Source organism: Blastocatellia bacterium (genome assembly GCA_025055075.1).
GTDB lineage: Bacteria > Acidobacteriota > Blastocatellia > HR10 > HR10 > HR10.
The window spans coordinates 38,570-54,888 of the sequence record JANWYV010000039.1 but is presented as its reverse complement, the minus strand read 5'-3'; the positions used below and the strand labels follow the sequence as shown (position 1 = coordinate 54,888).

Below are 16,319 nucleotides of genomic sequence, written 5' to 3'. Positions count from 1 at the left end.
CGGCGATGAACAGGAAAAGCTTTCGTATTGGGGATCGGGTGATCGGGGGGCCGGATCTGCTGGTCATCGCCGGGCCCTGCGTCATCGAGAGCGAGGAACATGCCCTCTGGATGGCCGAACGCTTGGCTGAGATCGCGGGGCGGCTCGGACTCCCGTACATCTTCAAGGCCTCTTATGACAAAGCGAATCGCTCCTCGATCCATTCGTTTCGGGGGCCAGGGTTGGAGGCCGGCTTGAAAATTCTCGCCCGGATCAGGCGCGAGGTGGGGGTGCCCATCCTCACTGATGTGCATGAGACGGTGCAGGTCGGGCCCGTGAGCGAGGTCGTGGATGTGCTGCAGATCCCGGCTTTCCTCTCCCGACAGACGGATCTGATCGTCGCCGCAGCTCGAAGTGGGCGTGCCGTCAACATCAAAAAAGGGCAGTTCCTGGCGCCGTGGGACATGCGGTATGTGATCGAGAAGGCGACCACCGTCGGATGCGAGCGGATTCTGGTGACGGAACGGGGCACGACCTTCGGCTACAACAATCTCGTCGTGGACATGCGCTCGCTGCCGATCCTGCGTACGTTTGGGTATCCGGTCATCTTGGACGTGACGCACAGCGTGCAGTTGCCGGGAGGAGCGGGAGGGCGCAGCTCCGGGCAATCGGAGTTCATCGAGCCTTTGGCGCGCGCGGGCGTCGCGTGCGGCGTGGATGGGATCTTCATGGAGGTGCACGATCAACCGGAGCGCGCGCTCTCGGATGGTCCGAATTCGCTCCCCTTGGAGCGCGTGGCTCCGCTGCTCACCGTGCTCAAGGAGATTCATCAGCTCGTTCGCTCTGTCGAGGGGGCGCGTGGAGATGAGGCGACGGTGGCGTGATCGCGTCTGGGGGGGGGTCCTGGCGCTCGCCATCTCGGGAGCAGTGGGGCGCTCTTTCGCGCAGGAGCCGACGGCACCCGCCTATTTGCTCTTGCGGGTGGAGCGCTACGAGGGGCGCGTGAGCCTCATGCCGGCCGAGGCGCGGGCAAGCGTGCGGATGACGCTCACGGTCACGAATCCTTCGTCGCAGGTCGTGGATCGCATCATGCTGCGCCTGGGGCCGATCGCCGAAATTGGGGAGATCCGTCTGGAAGAGACGCCGCTCTCGTTCACTTCGCGCAAAGATGAGATGACCGGACTGGTCAACTACGCCCTGACGCTCCCGGAACCCGTGCGGGCTGGACAAACCGTGCGCCTCGCGCTCACCTACACGGTCCATGTGGAGGAGGCGACGCCGCGTGCGGCGCTGACGCCGGAAGAATGCGTGCTCTTGCCCGAGAGCCTTTGGTTGCCGATGATTCACACGCCGTTTCAGATCGAGTATCGCGTAGATCTGTCGCCCTTCACCTTGAGCATCGAGAGCCCGGACGCGCTCTTTGGTCTCTCCTCGGGACGATTGGTGGCGGAGAAAGTGGAGGGGGGGAGGCGCCTCGTGACGTTCGAGGAACCAATGCTCGCGCAGCCCATCTTCATCGCGCGCGATTTCGAGCGAGTTGGGGGGGATCAGGGCGGCGTGGAATTCCATGTGCCGCGCGGATTGACGACGCTTCGCGCAGAGACGCTCGAGCGCTTGCGGGCGGAGATCGGTCGCCTCCGCGAGTTCTACACGGCATTCTTCGGCGTTCCCCTGGAGCGGACGATACGCGTGATCGCATCGAGCGAGGTCCCGGCCTATGGCGCGCCGGGGCTGCTGATCCTTGATGAGCGCATCTTCGCCCGCGAGGTGCTCGACGAAGACGTGCTCTTCTTCCTGGCCGCTCAGATGGCGCGGCTTTGGATGGGCGCGCGCGTGAACATTCGGGGCGTCGGACATGCCGTCTTGGACCAAGGGATGCCGAGCTATCTCGCCCTCCTCTATCTGGAGCATCGATTCGGAGCGTCTGGTCGAGATCGAGCGATCGAGCGCTTCCGACGAGCTTACGCAACGCTCGTGAGTGGGGGGAGCGCTTACGATGTCCCATTGTTGCGGCAAACGCTGCTGGCGCGTCAGTACTACACGAGCATCTTCAATAAGACGCCGATGGTGTTACGGCTGCTGGCGCACGCGCTCGGACCCGAGCGCTTCCATGGGCTTCTGCGCGACATGTTTGCGCGTTCGGACGCGAATCTCGCGTTCGAGGATTTCCAACGCCGGTGCATGGCGCTCGATGCGTCGGAGGTCATCAAGAGCATCTTCGATCAATGGTTCGCCGACGTCGTGCTGCCGGATTTCGCCGTGGGGAAGCCCGTGGCGGAAGCCGACACGTGGACCGTTCAGGTGGCGAATTTCGGCAGCGGCGAGGCCGTGGTTGAGGTGGAGGGGATCACGACTCAAGGACGACGTCTGCGACAATCGGTGCGCGTCGAAGCACAGGGGTACGGACAGGCGCGATTTCGCGATGAGCCTGTGTCCGTCACCGTAGATCCGGATCGCTTGTATCTTCAAGCCGATTACACGAACGATACGTGGCCTCGGCGGCCCTCGGCCGATCGGCTGGTGAGTCAAGGGACGCTGGCCTTGGTGCAGGGAAGGGTCCAAGAAGCGGAAACGATGCTGCGTCAGGCGCTCGCGCAAGATCCGGATCGTCCGCTCGCGCAAGCGGCGTTAGCCCGCGCGCTCGCGCTTTTAGGAAGGGGAGATGAAGCGGAGGGATACGTGCAGAAAGCGCTCGCTCAGGAGCCGATAGCGCTCGGTGTGTACGCGTGGGCGCAGATGGCGTTGGGAGAGATCGCGCTGGCGCGCGGGCAATCGGCGCAGGCGGCTGAGCATTTTCGCCAAGCGAGCTTCGCCTTCGCCGAGGACATCTCGTTGCTCATGGCTCGCGATGCCCTCATTCGAGCCGAAAGCGCTGCGCAAAAGCTTCCGGCGGTTGAACGTTCCGTTCAGGAGTTCATTCGTCAACTTGACGGCGCGCTCAGCACCGGCCGACCGGCCGCCGTGCGCGAGATCGTCACGCCGCAGAATTTGAAGCGATTCATCACGGGGGCTTCGTTCCTCAAGGAATGGAAGACGGAGATCCTGCGCGCGGAGGCCCTCGATCGCAATCGCGTCCTGGTGGATGCTCGGATCGCGGCGACGACGGTCGGCGGAAGACAAACGTCGTCGCGCGCCCTCTACGTCTTGCGGCGAAGCGACGGGCGTTGGATCCTGAATGACATTCCCGTGTTCCTCGAACGCTGAGGGCGGGGAGGGGGAGCGATGGATGAGGAAATCAAGCGTCGCGCGCAAGCCATTCGCGTGCTCCTCATGGATTGCGACGGAGTGCTCACAGACGGGCGCATCATCCTGCTGCCCGACGGCGATGACATCAAGCTCTTCGACGCGCACGATGGACAAGGATTGAAGCTCGCCGCGCGTGCCGGATTGCGGACGGGGGTGATCACGATCCGACATTCGCGCACGTTGGAGCGGCGCGCAGCCGAAGTTGCCGTGCATCATCTATACCAGGGCGTGGAACGCAAACTCGAGGCCTACGAACGCATCCTGCGCGAGGAGGGCGCGCGCGATGAGGAGGTCGCGTACATCGGGGATGACCTTCCCGATCTTCCTCCGATGCGGCGCGCGGGGTTGGCTGTGGCCGTCGCCAATGCCGTCGAGGATGTCAAGCGCGCAGCGCACTATGTGACTCGATGCGCGGGCGGGCGCGGCGCCGTGCGCGAGACGATCGAGCTGATCCTCAAGGCGCAAGGGAGGTGGGAGCGCGTGCTCGCCGATTATCTCGAAGCGTCGGGATGTTCGACGCTGTGAGCTGCTCGTTGGCGCGAACCGTACCGTTCTCCTGGCGCGCTTCAGATTCCGGAAGGCTGTGCAGGATGGGAGCGCGCGTTCAGTCGGGCATCTCTTCGCGCTTATGTTCGCGCGTGGCGTTTCCCCTTCTTGCTGGTCTCGACCCGCGCCGGTGTGATATAAAGGGGGGTGAACGAGCGCGGAGGCACGGACGGTGAATGTTGATCGCAAGCTCGTAGCCGACATTACCGAAGCCATTTTGGCGAAGCTGCGGGAACTGGACTTGCTGGAGGGACCGGGGCCGAGCGAATGTTTCCAACAACAGCCCGAACTGTTGCGTGACGCGGTCGCCCTGGGGGCGGAGCGGCTGGGAGGGAAACCGGAGCCGGCTGAAACGGCGCGCGATTTGGCGCGCTACATTGATCATACGCTTCTGCGGCCGGAGGCGACGCGCGAAGAGATCCTTCGGGTGTGCGAGGAAGCGCTCGCTTATGGATTCGCCGCCGTCGTGGTCAATCCCTACTGGGTGCGCGAAGTCGCCCGGCGGCTCGAAGGATCAGCGGTAAGACCGTGCACGGTCGTCGGATTCCCGTTGGGAGCGACGTTCTCCGATGTGAAAGTTTACGAGACGCGGCGCGCGATCTTCGAGGGCGCGCGCGAGATTGATATGGTCATCAACATCGGGGCGTTGAAATCGGGACAGGGTGAGATCGTCGAGCAGGACATTCGCGCCGTGGTCGAGGCTTGTCATGAGTTCGGCGTCCTCTGCAAGGTCATCTTGGAGACGGCGCTTCTGACCGAAGAGGAGAAGGTGAAGGCATGCGTCTTGGCCAAGCGCGCGGGAGCAGATTTCGTGAAGACCTCGACGGGATTCAGCAAGGGCGGGGCAACGATCGAGGATGTCCTGTTGCTGCGCCGCGTGGTCGGGCCGGAGATGGGGGTGAAGGCAGCCGGGGGGATCCGCGACGCCGAGATGGCGCGCCGCTTGCTCCAAGCGGGAGCGACCCGCCTCGGCGCAAGCGCGGGCGTGAAGATCGTGCAAGAGGCCGCTCAAAAGGCGCGCGAAGTATGAGCGAGGCGTCCTCCGCGAGTCGTTTGACAGTCGAGGGGGTGGGGTCTAAGATAAGTCACGTCGGATGAGCGCATGTTCAGCGAAGTGATCGGAAAATATGGTGGGATCGCGCGCGATGCCCTCGCCCGATGGTTGGCGGGCTATCGCTTGCATCCGAACCTGCTGACGGTCATCGGTCTGCTGGTCACGATTTGGGCCGCCGTGCTCTTCGCCCACGGACAATTCATCGCCGCTGGATTGGTGCTCATCGTCGCCGGAGCCTGTGACATCCTCGATGGTGCTCTGGCGCGTTTGAGCCGTCAGGTGACGCGCTTTGGCGCCTTCTTAGATTCGGTCTTGGATCGCTATTCGGACGTCATCATCTTCCTCGGCCTGATCGTTTACTTCGCTCGCCCGACGCCCGATCAAAGCCTCTTCTACGTCGTGCTGACGGGGATTGCGATGATCGGTTCGCTGATGACGAGCTATGCGCGCGCGCGGGCCGAGTCGTTGATCCCCCATTGTCGCGTCGGGTTCTTGGAACGTCCGGAGCGGCTGACGTTACTGATCATCGGAGCGCTGACGGAGGTGCCGGGGGCAGAAGGGAGCTATTTCCTTCACAAGATGCCTGCTGTTTTGTGGCTCATCGCCATCCTCTCGCATTGGACGGTCGCGCAGCGCGTCTACTACACGTGGCGGATGACGCGGGCTCTCGATGCGGAGGCGTTCTCCTCGACGCAGGCGACATCGCGAGCCTTCTCCCCATCGGCCTTCACGGGGGGAGCGAGCATGGAGAAGGAGGCGGAAGTATGAAGCGCGAGTCGGGGAAAGCCTGTCCCAGCTGCGGGCGAGCGGTCGCTCGCGAAGCACTGGCGTGTGCGTGCGGCGCGCGCTGGGTGGCGCTTCAACTGCCAGAGCCCGAATTCCGAGTGCCGCGCGTGGGTAAGCCCGTCGCGGCCATGAGCGCCATTGTTCTCACCGTTCTCATCGAGGCGATCATCCTCGTGCATGAGGTGTATGTGAGCCCGTTCGTCTGGACGGAGGCGATCGGCTCGATGCTCGTCTATCTGGCGCGCTTCTTCGTCCCGGTGATCCTGATCGCGGCCTATCTCGCTTATCGAGGGCGGCGAGAGGCGCAGCGCGCGCCCGACCGATACGGTGGAGAACGGTTAGCGCGAGCTGGGCTTGCGGCCGCCATGCTGCTTCTCGCTGTCCACGCGGGCGTCTTCCTGGCGCGCATCCCCCGTATGATTGAAAATGGGCGCATCCGGCGCGAGGCGGCCACGCGGGCGAACCTCTATCGCTTAGCGTGGGCTATTGAGACGTATCGGCAGCAGTACGGCACGTATCCGCGTCGGCTCATTGATCTGCAGGAGATGGATCCGAATTTGAAGCCGGCCGTGGATGCCTGGGGCCGCGAATTCGTCTATAGCGCCATCTCAGGAGATGTCGCGGCGGCAGCGCCGATGCCCTTCCAGCGCTACCAACTCGTCTCGAAGGGCCCAGATGGGATTCTGGGGACGACCGACGACATCGTCCTGCGGGATGATCTCCTGCTGCGGGGGAGAGACGAGGGGATGCGGTGATGTTTCGCAAGATCCTCATCGCCAATCGAGGAGAGATCGCCGTGCGCGTGATTCGCGCATGTCGGGAGCTGGGGATCTCTCCAGTGGTTGTCTATTCGGAAGCGGATGAGCGCTCGCTGCACGTTCGATTGGCGGACGAAGCGTATTTGATCGGTCCGCCGCCTTCGGTGGAGAGTTATCTGCGCGGGGATCGGATCATTGAGGCGGCCTTGCGAGCGGGGGCCGAAGCCATCCATCCCGGATACGGGTTCTTGGCCGAGAACGCGGAGTTCGCGCGCGCCGTGGAAGAGGCTGGCCTCGTCTTCATCGGGCCGAATTGGCAGGCGATGGAGCAATTGGGACAGAAGACGCAAGCGCGCGCCTTGGCGCGTGCAGCGGGAGTCCCCATCGTCCCGGGGACGGAAGAACCGATTCGAGACCTCGCGCACGCGCAAGCGATCGCCGAGCAGGTAGGGTATCCGGTGATGTTGAAGGCGGCGGCTGGCGGCGGTGGGAAAGGCATGCGCCTGGTCCGCTCCTCCGACGAGTTGCCGAGCGCGCTGGCCATGGCGCAGGCGGAAGCGCAGGCGGCATTCAAAGACCCTTCGGTCTACATCGAGAAGGCGATCGAGCGCCCTCGTCACATTGAGGTGCAAATCCTGGCCGATCGCTACGGGCACGCCGTGTATCTCGGAGAGCGCGAGTGTTCCCTGCAACGGCGCCATCAGAAAGTGATCGAGGAAGCGCCGGCCAGTTTGAACGATCCCGAGCTGCGACAGCGCATGGGAGAAGCCGCTGTCCGTCTCGCCCAAGCAGCCGGGTATACCAATGCCGGGACGGTTGAATTCCTCGTGGATGAGGAGCGCAACTTCTACTTCCTTGAAGTCAACGCCCGCATTCAAGTCGAACATCCGGTGACGGAGATGGTCACCGGCGTGGATCTGGTGCGCGAGCAAATTCGCCTGGGGGCGGGCGAACCCCTGCGCCTGCGACAGAGCGAGATCCAATTGCGCGGGTCGGCCATCGAATGCCGCATCTACGCCGAGGATCCAGAGAACGATTTCTTCCCTTCGGCGGGCCGCATCGAGACGCTTCGGCTGCCCTTCGGACCTGGGATCCGTGTGGACAGCGGTGTCTACGCTGGATGGGAGGTCCCGATCCATTACGATTCGCTCCTGCTGAAGCTCATCGCGTGGGGGGATACGCGTCAGCAAGCGATCGAGCGCATGCGATGGGCGTTGGAGGAGACGGCCATCACTGGGATTCGCACGACAGTCCCTCTCTATCGGGAGATCTTCCGCGATCCCGATTTCCTGGCGGGACGCATTGACACGGGCTATCTCGCGCGCTTCCTCGCGGCTCGCAGGACTGCGCCCTATTCGGAAGAGGATCTTCTCTCGCGAGATGCGGCGTTGATCGCGGCGGCGTTGTTCGCCGCGAGCAAACGGGAATCGCGCGAACCGGCGCAGACGACGCCCACGAGCGTTTGGAAGTGGCAAGGACGACTCTTTCAACTCGCGTCGCGACTATGAAGATCGAGGTCGAATCTGAAACCGGACGACATTTGGTGGAGGTCGAGGAGCGCAATGGCGGCCTCACGGTGCAAGTGGACGGGCGCCCTCACGAGGTGAAGGTCTTCACGCCAGAGCCCGGTGTCTACACGCTGCTCTTCGGGCCGCAGGTGATCGAGGCGCGCGTGGAGGGAAATGCGCAGGACGGATTCGTGACGGTGACGATTCGAGAGCGGGAGTGGCATCTTCGCGTGAGAGATCGGCGACACCGGGGACGAACGAGCGAAGTCGGAGCGGAAGGACGCGTCGCGCTCACGGCCCGCATGCCGGGGAAGGTCGTGCGCGTGTTGGCCGAAGTCGGGAGCACGGTACGGGCCGGGCAGGGGATCCTCGTGCTGGAAGCCATGAAGATGCAAAACGAGGTGAAAGCCCCGAAGTCCGGGCGTCTCGCCGAAGTTCACGTCCGCGAGGGGCAGACCGTCGGAGCGGGCGAGCTTCTCGCGGTGATCGAATAAGGAGGAGTATGCCCTCGAAACCGCGCATCGAGTTTCAAGTCGGCGACGAGGTCATGTACGCCGGAGCGGCAAGCGTGCGCTATGGGACGATCATTCGCGTCATCGGAGCAGGCAATGCGCAGATGGTCGAAGTCGAGTTCGAGGACGGGAAGCGAGAGTTGAAGAAAGCTAGCGATCGCGCGCTGCGCTTGCTGCGGCGGAAGGTGGCCGAGGACGTGCGTCCGGAAATTCGCGATCGCGAGGTCGAAGAGGTTCGCCGCAGCGAAACCCGTCGCCGATGAGGAGACCCCACCCGCAAGGGACTCATGGGGTCGCGTGCGCCGGAGGCGGATTCTGCGGACGCATGCGCTCGCTGAGCGTGATGGCGATGTCGCTGTAGAGGACGTACCCCATGAGCAGGAGGATGAGCGCCAGCCCCACCGTCTGAATCTTCTCCCGAAGCGACATCGTCAGCTCTTTCCCCGCCAATCCCATCACCCATTCCACGAAGAGCATGAGGATAAGCCCACCGTCGAGCACGGGAATGGGAAAGAGATTGAAGAGGCCGAGGCTGAGACTGATGAGGCTCATGACGATGAGGAGCTCTTTCAGCCCACGTTCGGCCGCCTTCCCCGACAGATCGGCGATGCGCACGGGGCCGGCGAACGTCTCGCGCACAGTCCGTTGACCGCGGAGGACTTCGACGAGAGCTTCCAACGTGAGGCGCGCGTAGAAGAGGTTCTGCCGAAAGGATTCTCGCAGCGCAGCGCCCATTCCCATGCGCACGGTGCCGCGCGGCATCGGTTCGGGTTCCGGAGCGATGCCGATGCGTCCACGCCCGCGATCATTGAAGGGGACGACTTTCACCTCCCGGCGTTCTCCCTGGCGCACGTAGGTCAGCGTCAATTCCTTCCCGATGCTCCGGCTGACGACAGCTACGAGAATGGGGAAGGTCGTAGTCTCCACGTCATCAATGCGGACGATCTTATCCCCCGGGCGCAATCCGGCCGCTTCCGCCGGCGATCCGCGTTCGACCTGCGCGATGGTCACTCCATCGGTCGTTGGGGGGGGGAGCAATCCCGATTCGCCGACGGTATCGAATCGACCTTGAACCGCTTCGAGCGTGAGCGGGACGCGCAAGCGTTTCCCCTCGCGCTCGACGACGACGATGACCGTTTGGTTTGGCTTCGCGAGCGTGAGGTCTTCCACTTCCCCCCACGTGGGGTTCTGATGGCCATCAAATTCGACGATGACGTCCCCAGGACGCAAGCCCGCGCGTTCGGCGGGAGAGCCAGGGATGATGGCGCCAATGCGGGCTTTCTCGACTCGGTAAGCTGGGCCCGGATAGCTCACCATAAAGAGGGCGGCCGGGAGAGCGATCGCCAGCAATAGATTCATCGCCGGGCCGGCCAACGCGACTAGGAAACGCTGCCACTTCGGTCGCGCCAAAAAGGCCTCCGGTGGAAGCGGACCAAGCTGCGCTTCGTCGGGATTTTCGCCGAGCATCTTCACGTAGCCGCCAAGCGGAATGGCCGAGATGCGATAGTCCGTCTCTCCGCGTCGGAAGCCAAACAAGCGAGGGCCAAAGCCGAGGCTGAAGACCTCCACCCGAATCTTGAAGAGCTTGGCCACGGCGAAATGACCCAACTCGTGGACGAAGATGAGGACCCCGATGACGAAGAGGAACACGATGAGCGTCGTCACAAAGTCCAACACGGCTTACTCCCCTTTCGACATTTCACGCGACAAAGTGTACTCGAGGCGCGCGTCCTTGTCCATGTCAGCCGGATTTCGGCGCCGCTTCGTCCTGCAGCGCGAGGACTTCGTTGAGCGCCCCCATGCGATATCCTTCCAGATCTAGCGTCACGAACGCGAAGCCGAGCGCTTTGAATTCGCGCACCAAGCGCTCGAGGATCGCCGGCTCCACGGCGCGCGGCAACTCATCGCGACCGAATTCTAAGCGGACCAACGGGCCGTGATGACGGACGCGAAAGATCCGAAAGCCCAACTCGCGCAGGATCTCTTCTCCGCGTTCGATGGTTCGGAGCTTCTCCACCGTCACCTCCATCCCATAGGGAATGCGAGAGGCCAAACAGGCCGAGGCCGGTTTCTCCCATGTCGGGAGGCCATGCCGTCGAGACAGCTCCCGGACCTCGGCTTTGGTGAGGTGGCATTCGATGAGCGGACTAATGACGCCGTATTGGCGGGCAGCTTGGCGTCCCGGTCGAAAATCGCCGAGATCATCCACGTTCGCCCCATCGCAGATGGCGCGAAAGCCGCGTTCGCGCGCCAATCGGCTCAACTTCTCGTACAGTTCGCGTTTGCAGTAGTAACACCGATTGGGCGGATTCCGGCGATAGTCGGGATCGTCGAATTCTTCGGTCCGAATCAGGAGATGTGGGATCCGAAAGCGCCGAGCGAACGCCATCGCCTCCTCGCGCTCGCGGGCAGCCAGACTCGGACTCTCAGCCGTCACGGCGAGCATCCGCTGGCCGAGCACGCGAGCCGCGATGAAGGCGACATACGCGCTATCCACGCCTCCGGAATACGCGACGATCGCCGATCCCATCTGGCGAAACAGCTCGCGCAGACATTCCTCTTTCCGCTGCAGCTCGTCCCACCTCACCTCGCTCATGTTCAGTACGGTGAATATATCGCACGCGCGAGCGCTTGATCAACGCGCTGCTTTCGCGCGAAAATGACAGGCGCGATCTCGCGAGGCGGCGGGAAGGATGCGACGTCGTCGCGAGGAGACGACCGGTTCGATGGGGAGGGGGCCGATGTTCACGAACAAGAGCAGACGAAGCCTTATCGTCGCGATGGCTCTCATCGGGATGAGCGGTCACGCCGCAGGGGGAATGGCGCAGCCGCCGCTGCGGACCGTTCGGCAATTGGAGCGGCGCGTGGAGGAGATCATCCGACGACCCGAATTCGCGACGACGCGCTGGGGGATTCTCGTCGAATCGTTGGATCGGCGGATGGTCCTCCTTCAACGCGAGCCGGATCAGCTCTTCACTCCGGCTTCGAACATGAAGCTCTACACGACGGCGGCGGCACTTGTGCGCTTGGGGCCGGATTTTCGATTCCGCACATCGGTGTATGCGTCGGCGCGGCCGGATGAGCGCGGTCATGTGGAGGGGGACGTGATCCTCTACGGACGCGGGGATCCAAATCTCAGCACGCGCGCGCTGACCGGGGGATATTTGACGCCGTTCTTCGAGTTGGCCGATCAGCTTGTGCGCGCGGGCGTGCGCGAGATCTTGGGCGACATCGTCGGGGATGAGAGTTACTTCGTTGGACCGCGCTTAGGCGTTGGGTGGGAATGGGATGATCTGCAGTGGTACTATGGGGCGGAGGTGAGCGCGCTCTCAGTGGACGATAATTTCGTGGATGTGGTCCTGAGGCCGGGAGAGCGCGAGGGAGATCCCGTGCGGGTGATCCTCTCTCCCCCCTCACCCTACATGACCGTGCTCAATCGCGCCGTGACGACGGCCGAAGGGACGCCGCAGCAGATCGAGCTCGAGCGCGGGCTTCAAGACAACGTCCTGGAGATTCGCGGTATGATGCCGCGCGAGAGCGCGGGGTATCGAGCCGCTGTCGCCGTGCACCATCCGGCGCTATATGCGGCCACGCTCTTTCGCGAAGCCCTCGAGCGGCGTGGCGTCCGCGTGCGCGGACGCGTCGTCGCGGCTGATTGGAAGGTGCGGCGCGAGCGTCCGCTCGATCTTCGACAGATGGTCGAGCTGGCGGCCGTCGAATCCCTCCCCTTGAGCGAGGAGATTCGCGTGTTGAACAAGATCAGCCAGAATTTGCATGCGGAGATTTTGTTGCGAGTCCTCGGGGCCGAGGTGAAGGGCGAGGGATCGGCCGAGAAGGGGCTCGAGGTCATCCGGGAGTTCCTTCGGGAGATCGGCGCGCGGACGTCGGGAGTGCGCGTGCGGGACGGATCGGGCCTCTCGCGCCTGAATTTGGTGACGCCAGCGGCGACGGTAGATCTGCTTCGCTACATGAGTCAGCACGAGCATGGAGCGATCTATCGGGAATCGCTCCCGATCGCGGGCGTGGATGGGACGCTTGAGCGCCGCATGCGAGGAACGCCGGCCGAGGGAAATGTGCGCGCGAAGACAGGGACGCTCGCTTACACGTTCACGCTCTCCGGATATGTGACGACGGCGCGCGGAGAACGGCTCGTCTTCAGCTTCATGGCCAATCACCACACGGGCGAGGCGGCGGACGTCATCTCAGCACTGAATGAGTTGTGTGCGACGTTGGCAGCTTTCGCCGGACCGTGAGGCCTCATCGCCGTCGGACCAGGAATCGGTCCAGGACCAGAAAGTCCATCTCCGAGCGGAGGAAGCAGTCCACGGCATCCTCTGGAGTGCAGACGATCGGCTCCTGGATGTTGAAGGATGTGTTGAGCAGCACGGGGACGCCCGTGAGGCGCTCGAACTCGCGAATGAGCTCCCAGTAGCGAGGATTCGCCTTACGGCTGACCGTTTGCGGGCGTGCCGTCCCATCCACGTGGACGACGGCCGGGATCACAGACCGCATCTCTGGGACGACCGGGTGTACGGTGATCATGAAGGGAGCGTGTAGGCGCCGACCGAAGACAGCCTCGACGCGCTCTTCGAGGACGGAGGGGGCGAAGGGCCGGAAGGGTTCACGAAGCTTCACCTTGTGGTTGATCACCTCGCGGATCTCCGGTCGCCGAGGATCAGCGAGGATCGAGCGGTTCCCAAGCGCGCGCGGCCCCCACTCCATGCGCCCTTGGAACCAAGCGATGATTTTCCCCTCAGCCAGAAGCTGAGCGACGCGGCGAAGGAGCGTCTCCTCCTCCAGCTCCTCCCACTGTAGGGAGGTCGCGGACAATGCCCGAAGATAGTCCGCGCGTTCGAACTGAGGCCCCCAATATGCGTGTTCCATTACGAAGTGTCGCGGGCGGCCGAGGATCGCATGGTAGATGTAGAGCGCGGCGCCAAGAGCACCGCCAGCATCGTGAGCGGCCGGTTGGATGTACACGGCCTCGAACTCCGATTCGCGCTCGATGCGCCCATTGAGCACGGCGTTGAGCGCACAGCCACCGGCCAGGCAGAGAGCGCGTTCGCCCGTAACCCGTTTCAACCAGCGCAAGAGATGAAGGACGGTCTCTTCAAAGACCTTCTGCGCGCTGGCCGCGATGTTGAAATGGCGCTGGGTGAACGGTTCATCGGGGCGACGCGGTGGGCCCAGCACGCGCGTCAGGGATTCGGGGAATTGGTAGCGCTTCGCCAGATGATGATCGAGTAGCGCCGTGTTCAACTGGAACTCGGCCTCGCCCGTCAGACGCAGCACGTTTTGGCGGAAGAAATCGTAGAATTCGGGCTCGCCGTAAGCGGCGGCGCCCATGACCTTATACTCGTCGCCCTCGAACATATCGAAGCCGAGGAAATTCGTGATGGCCGAGTAGAACTGCCCGAGCGAGTGAGGTAGGCGAATCTCTTTCAACTTCCGAATGCGCGTGCCCTGTCCGTGGGCGAAGAGCGTTGTCGTCGCTTCTCCCGTTCCATCGAAGGTGAAGATGGCGGCCGACTCAAACGGGGAGCAAAAGAACGCGCTCGCCGCGTGGCAGAGGTGGTGTTCGAGATAGTGGAATCGGAAGTCGCCGCCTCCGTATTCTTCGCGCAGCAGACGCGGCAGGCGCATCATCGGGAAGTAATGGCCGGAGATCTGCTCGCGGCCGCGCACGACGCGCCGAATGAAGTGATCGGGCGAGCGCGTGAGTGCTGCTAGCGTCGTTCGAATCCGATGGCCGAGCACCCACGGGCGCCAATACAAGCCCACGTGAGCCACGTCGGCCATGTTGATTCGAGCCTCCTCCAGGACGTAGCGCAGGGCTTGGTGCGGGAAGCCGACATGATGCTTGATTCGCGAAAAACGTTCCTCTTCGACGGCAGCAATGAGCTCGCCGTCACGAAGCAAAGCGGCGGCGGCCTCTCCCATTGTGGCCAACCCGAGGATGTACATCGGGGGGCAACTGTAGCTGACGCCATTGCGCCTTGTCAATATGTCGAGGAAGAGACACTCTCCTCGTGCTTGACACTCCGGCCCGGGGTTCGCTATCTTTAGCGTTCGCCTTGAAGTCGGGCATCGAGGGAGAGCATGAAGACCTACGTTCCGAGTGGCAAGAATCTGGACGCGCAGCGCAGATGGTACGTCGTGGACGCGGCGGGAATGACCGTCGGCCGGTTGGCCTCGCGCGTGGCACGGATCCTCATGGGGAAGCATAAGCCGGAGTACACGCCCTTCCTGGATATGGGCGATCATGTGATCGTCATCAATGCCGCGAAGGTGCAGTTCACGGGGCGGAAGTGGGAGCAGAAGGTCTATCGGTATCACACGGGGTATCCCGGCGGCTTGAAGGAGATTCCCGCCAAGCGGATGCTGGCCGAGCATCCGGAGCGGATTGTGGAGTGGGCGATCCTGGGGATGTTGCCCAAGACGAAATTGGGCAAGAAGATGGCGAAGAAGCTGCGCGTCTATGCGGGGCCCGAGCACCCGCACGAGGCCCAGCGACCGGAACCTTTGACCTTGTAAGGAGTCGCCATGGCGGAGTTGATTCAATATTGGGGGACGGGACGGCGCAAGACTTCGACAGCGCGCGTCATCTTGCGTCCGGGGACGGGGCAGATCCTGGTCAATGAACGTCCCTTGGAGGATTATTTCCCCCTGGAACGACATCGGGCTGTCGTTCGGCAGCCGTTGTTGCTGACAGATACCTGGGGTAAGTTCGACGTCCGCGTGAACGTGCGCGGTGGGGGAATCACGGGGCAGGCCGAGGCGATCCGACACGGGATCGCGCGCGCGCTGCTCGAATTCAATTCCGATCTGCGCCCCCGCTTGAAGGAAGCCGGTCTGCTCACCCGCGATGCGCGCATCAAGGAACGCAAGAAATATGGGCAGAAGGGAGCCCGAAAGCGATTCCAATATTCCAAGCGGTGAGCGTTCGGGAGTGACTCTCCCCGGACATCGTGGGCGATCTCCGGCGAGGTTCGCGCGCGGGATTCCATGGGGACTTCCGTAGGCCCTGGAATTCTGCGTCGCGGGTGTGGGGGACTCTGCGGGCAACAGAACGGGGACGGCCGAGCGCGAAAAAAATCGTTATCGAGGAGGTGAGGGACGACAGTGGTCACGATCACGATGAAGGAGCTGTTGGAGGCGGGCGTCCACTTCGGCCATCAGACGCACCGCTGGAATCCGAAGATGCGCGAATTCATCTTCGGCGAACGCAATGGCATCCATATCATTGATCTGCAGAAGACACAGCGGCATTTCCGCGAGGCCGTGAAGTTCGTGACCGAGATGGCGGCGCAAGGCAAGACCTTCCTCTTCGTGGGGACGAAACGACAGGCGCAAGAGGCCATCGCTGAAGAGGCCACCCGGTGCGGCCAATTCTACGTCAACCATCGCTGGCTGGGTGGATTGCTGACGAATTTCCAGACGATTCGGAAGTCGATTCAGAAGCTGCAGGAGCTGGAGCAGATGAAGGCCGATGGGCGGTTGGAACAACTGCCGAAGAAGGAGGCTATTCGCCTGGAGCGCAAACGCGCGGCATTGGAGAAGAACTTCGCCGGCATCCGTAATATGACCCGATTGCCCGATGTGCTCTTCGTCGTGGATACGGAGAAAGAGGAGCTGGCCGTTCGGGAGGCCAAGCGGTTGGGCATTCCTATCGTCGCCGTCGTGGATACGAATTGCGATCCGGAAGGGATCGATTATCCCATCCCGGGCAATGACGATGCGCTGCGCGCCGTGCGCCTCTTCGTCTCCAAGATCGCTGACGCCATTATCGAAGGGCGGCAAATGATGAAGGAGATGGCGCCGGAAGTCGCCGAGGCGGCAGCGACGACGTCGGAGGCCGAGGCCTCGACGATGAGCGACACGGAGCACTTCTTGGAGGAAATCGAGGAGGAGATTCCTGAGCGGGAGTGAG

At 63.0% G+C, this 16,319-nt stretch carries 16 protein-coding genes; 13 read left to right on the top strand and 3 right to left on the bottom strand.

Annotation, left to right across the window (positions count from 1 at the left end; all coding sequences use genetic code 11):
* Window positions 1–5: 5 nt before the first annotated feature.
* The 9 genes from kdsA (at window position 6) to NZ746_10090 (ending at window position 8,652) form a co-directional block, all read left to right on the top strand.
* Window positions 6–863 carry a 3-deoxy-8-phosphooctulonate synthase gene (gene kdsA, locus NZ746_10130; protein ID MCS6817722.1) on the top strand — a complete coding sequence of 286 codons (858 nt, stop codon included), beginning with the start codon at window positions 6–8 and terminating at the stop codon, window positions 861–863.
* Window positions 844–3,183, top strand: a complete 2,340-nt coding sequence (locus tag NZ746_10125; GenBank protein ID MCS6817721.1) for a tetratricopeptide repeat protein — start codon at window positions 844–846, stop codon at window positions 3,181–3,183. The genes kdsA and NZ746_10125 overlap by 20 nt, the downstream gene beginning before the upstream one ends.
* Window positions 3,184–3,201: 18 nt before the next feature.
* Entirely contained in the window at window positions 3,202–3,750 is a 549-nt protein-coding gene (locus NZ746_10120; GenBank protein MCS6817720.1) for an HAD hydrolase family protein, read from the top strand.
* A gap of 346 nt (window positions 3,751–4,096) precedes the next feature.
* A complete protein-coding gene (deoC, locus tag NZ746_10115) occupies window positions 4,097–4,801 on the top strand; it encodes a deoxyribose-phosphate aldolase (GenBank protein ID MCS6817719.1) in 705 nt (234 codons plus the stop codon).
* Between the two features lie 72 nt (window positions 4,802–4,873).
* Window positions 4,874–5,593: a CDP-alcohol phosphatidyltransferase family protein gene (locus tag NZ746_10110; GenBank protein MCS6817718.1), complete on the top strand. Its 720-nt coding sequence runs from the start codon at window positions 4,874–4,876 to the stop codon at window positions 5,591–5,593.
* On the top strand, window positions 5,590–6,366 hold the full coding sequence (locus tag NZ746_10105) for a type II secretion system protein GspG (protein ID MCS6817717.1): 777 nt from the start codon (window positions 5,590–5,592) through the stop codon (window positions 6,364–6,366). Before NZ746_10110 ends, NZ746_10105 begins: the two co-directional genes overlap by 4 nt.
* The gene (gene accC, locus NZ746_10100; protein MCS6817716.1) at window positions 6,366–7,877 is read left to right on the top strand and encodes an acetyl-CoA carboxylase biotin carboxylase subunit; all 1,512 of its coding nucleotides are present in this window, start codon (window positions 6,366–6,368) and stop codon (window positions 7,875–7,877) included. Before NZ746_10105 ends, accC begins: the two co-directional genes overlap by 1 nt.
* Window positions 7,874–8,371 carry a biotin/lipoyl-binding protein gene (locus NZ746_10095; protein ID MCS6817715.1) on the top strand — a complete coding sequence of 166 codons (498 nt, stop codon included), beginning with the start codon at window positions 7,874–7,876 and terminating at the stop codon, window positions 8,369–8,371. The genes accC and NZ746_10095 overlap by 4 nt, the downstream gene beginning before the upstream one ends.
* Window positions 8,372–8,379: 8 nt before the next feature.
* A complete protein-coding gene (locus tag NZ746_10090) occupies window positions 8,380–8,652 on the top strand; it encodes a hypothetical protein (protein ID MCS6817714.1) in 273 nt (90 codons plus the stop codon).
* Between the two features lie 22 nt (window positions 8,653–8,674).
* On the opposite strand, the gene rseP is transcribed toward NZ746_10090, so the two are convergent.
* Complete coding sequence (gene rseP / locus NZ746_10085; GenBank protein MCS6817713.1) at window positions 8,675–10,066, bottom strand: RIP metalloprotease RseP; 1,392 nt, start codon at window positions 10,064–10,066, stop codon at window positions 8,675–8,677.
* 64 nt (window positions 10,067–10,130) lie between these two features.
* Window positions 10,131–10,985 carry an ATP-dependent sacrificial sulfur transferase LarE gene (gene larE / locus NZ746_10080; GenBank protein ID MCS6817712.1) on the bottom strand — a complete coding sequence of 285 codons (855 nt, stop codon included), beginning with the start codon at window positions 10,983–10,985 and terminating at the stop codon, window positions 10,131–10,133.
* A gap of 97 nt (window positions 10,986–11,082) precedes the next feature.
* Between larE and dacB the strand changes: the two genes are divergently transcribed.
* Window positions 11,083–12,642, top strand: a complete 1,560-nt coding sequence (dacB, locus tag NZ746_10075; protein MCS6817711.1) for a D-alanyl-D-alanine carboxypeptidase/D-alanyl-D-alanine-endopeptidase — start codon at window positions 11,083–11,085, stop codon at window positions 12,640–12,642.
* A 4-nt stretch (window positions 12,643–12,646) separates the two neighbouring features.
* Here dacB and NZ746_10070 read toward each other — a convergent pair whose 3' ends face one another.
* A complete protein-coding gene (locus tag NZ746_10070; GenBank protein ID MCS6817710.1) occupies window positions 12,647–14,353 on the bottom strand; it encodes a carbamoyltransferase in 1,707 nt (568 codons plus the stop codon).
* A 135-nt stretch (window positions 14,354–14,488) separates the two neighbouring features.
* On the opposite strand from NZ746_10070, the gene rplM reads away from it, so the two are divergent.
* The 3 genes from rplM (at window position 14,489) to rpsB (ending at window position 16,318) form a co-directional block, all read left to right on the top strand.
* On the top strand, window positions 14,489–14,923 hold the full coding sequence (gene rplM, locus NZ746_10065) for a 50S ribosomal protein L13 (protein MCS6817709.1): 435 nt from the start codon (window positions 14,489–14,491) through the stop codon (window positions 14,921–14,923).
* 9 nt (window positions 14,924–14,932) lie between these two features.
* Entirely contained in the window at window positions 14,933–15,328 is a 396-nt protein-coding gene (gene rpsI, locus NZ746_10060; GenBank protein ID MCS6817708.1) for a 30S ribosomal protein S9, read from the top strand.
* A gap of 183 nt (window positions 15,329–15,511) precedes the next feature.
* A complete protein-coding gene (rpsB, locus tag NZ746_10055; protein ID MCS6817707.1) occupies window positions 15,512–16,318 on the top strand; it encodes a 30S ribosomal protein S2 in 807 nt (268 codons plus the stop codon).
* Window position 16,319: the final 1 nt, after the last annotated feature.

Excerpts from the sequence above, each read along its gene's own strand:
- kdsA (MCS6817722.1), top strand. The coding sequence starts at position 6 with ATGAACAGGAAAAGCTTTCGTATTGGGGATCGGGTGATCGGGGGGCCG.
- NZ746_10125 (MCS6817721.1), top strand. The coding sequence starts at position 844 with ATGAGGCGACGGTGGCGTGATCGCGTCTGGGGGGGGGTCCTGGCGCTC.
- NZ746_10120 (MCS6817720.1), top strand. The coding sequence starts at position 3,202 with ATGGATGAGGAAATCAAGCGTCGCGCGCAAGCCATTCGCGTGCTCCTC.
- NZ746_10110 (MCS6817718.1), top strand. The coding sequence starts at position 4,874 with ATGTTCAGCGAAGTGATCGGAAAATATGGTGGGATCGCGCGCGATGCC.
- NZ746_10105 (MCS6817717.1), top strand. The coding sequence starts at position 5,590 with ATGAAGCGCGAGTCGGGGAAAGCCTGTCCCAGCTGCGGGCGAGCGGTC.
- accC (MCS6817716.1), top strand. The coding sequence starts at position 6,366 with ATGTTTCGCAAGATCCTCATCGCCAATCGAGGAGAGATCGCCGTGCGC.
- NZ746_10095 (MCS6817715.1), top strand. The coding sequence starts at position 7,874 with ATGAAGATCGAGGTCGAATCTGAAACCGGACGACATTTGGTGGAGGTC.
- NZ746_10090 (MCS6817714.1), top strand. The coding sequence starts at position 8,380 with ATGCCCTCGAAACCGCGCATCGAGTTTCAAGTCGGCGACGAGGTCATG.
- larE (MCS6817712.1), bottom strand. The coding sequence starts at position 10,985 with ATGAGCGAGGTGAGGTGGGACGAGCTGCAGCGGAAAGAGGAATGTCTG.
- dacB (MCS6817711.1), top strand. The coding sequence starts at position 11,083 with ATGCGACGTCGTCGCGAGGAGACGACCGGTTCGATGGGGAGGGGGCCG.
- NZ746_10070 (MCS6817710.1), bottom strand. The coding sequence starts at position 14,353 with ATGTACATCCTCGGGTTGGCCACAATGGGAGAGGCCGCCGCCGCTTTG.
- rplM (MCS6817709.1), top strand. The coding sequence starts at position 14,489 with ATGAAGACCTACGTTCCGAGTGGCAAGAATCTGGACGCGCAGCGCAGA.
- rpsI (MCS6817708.1), top strand. The coding sequence starts at position 14,933 with ATGGCGGAGTTGATTCAATATTGGGGGACGGGACGGCGCAAGACTTCG.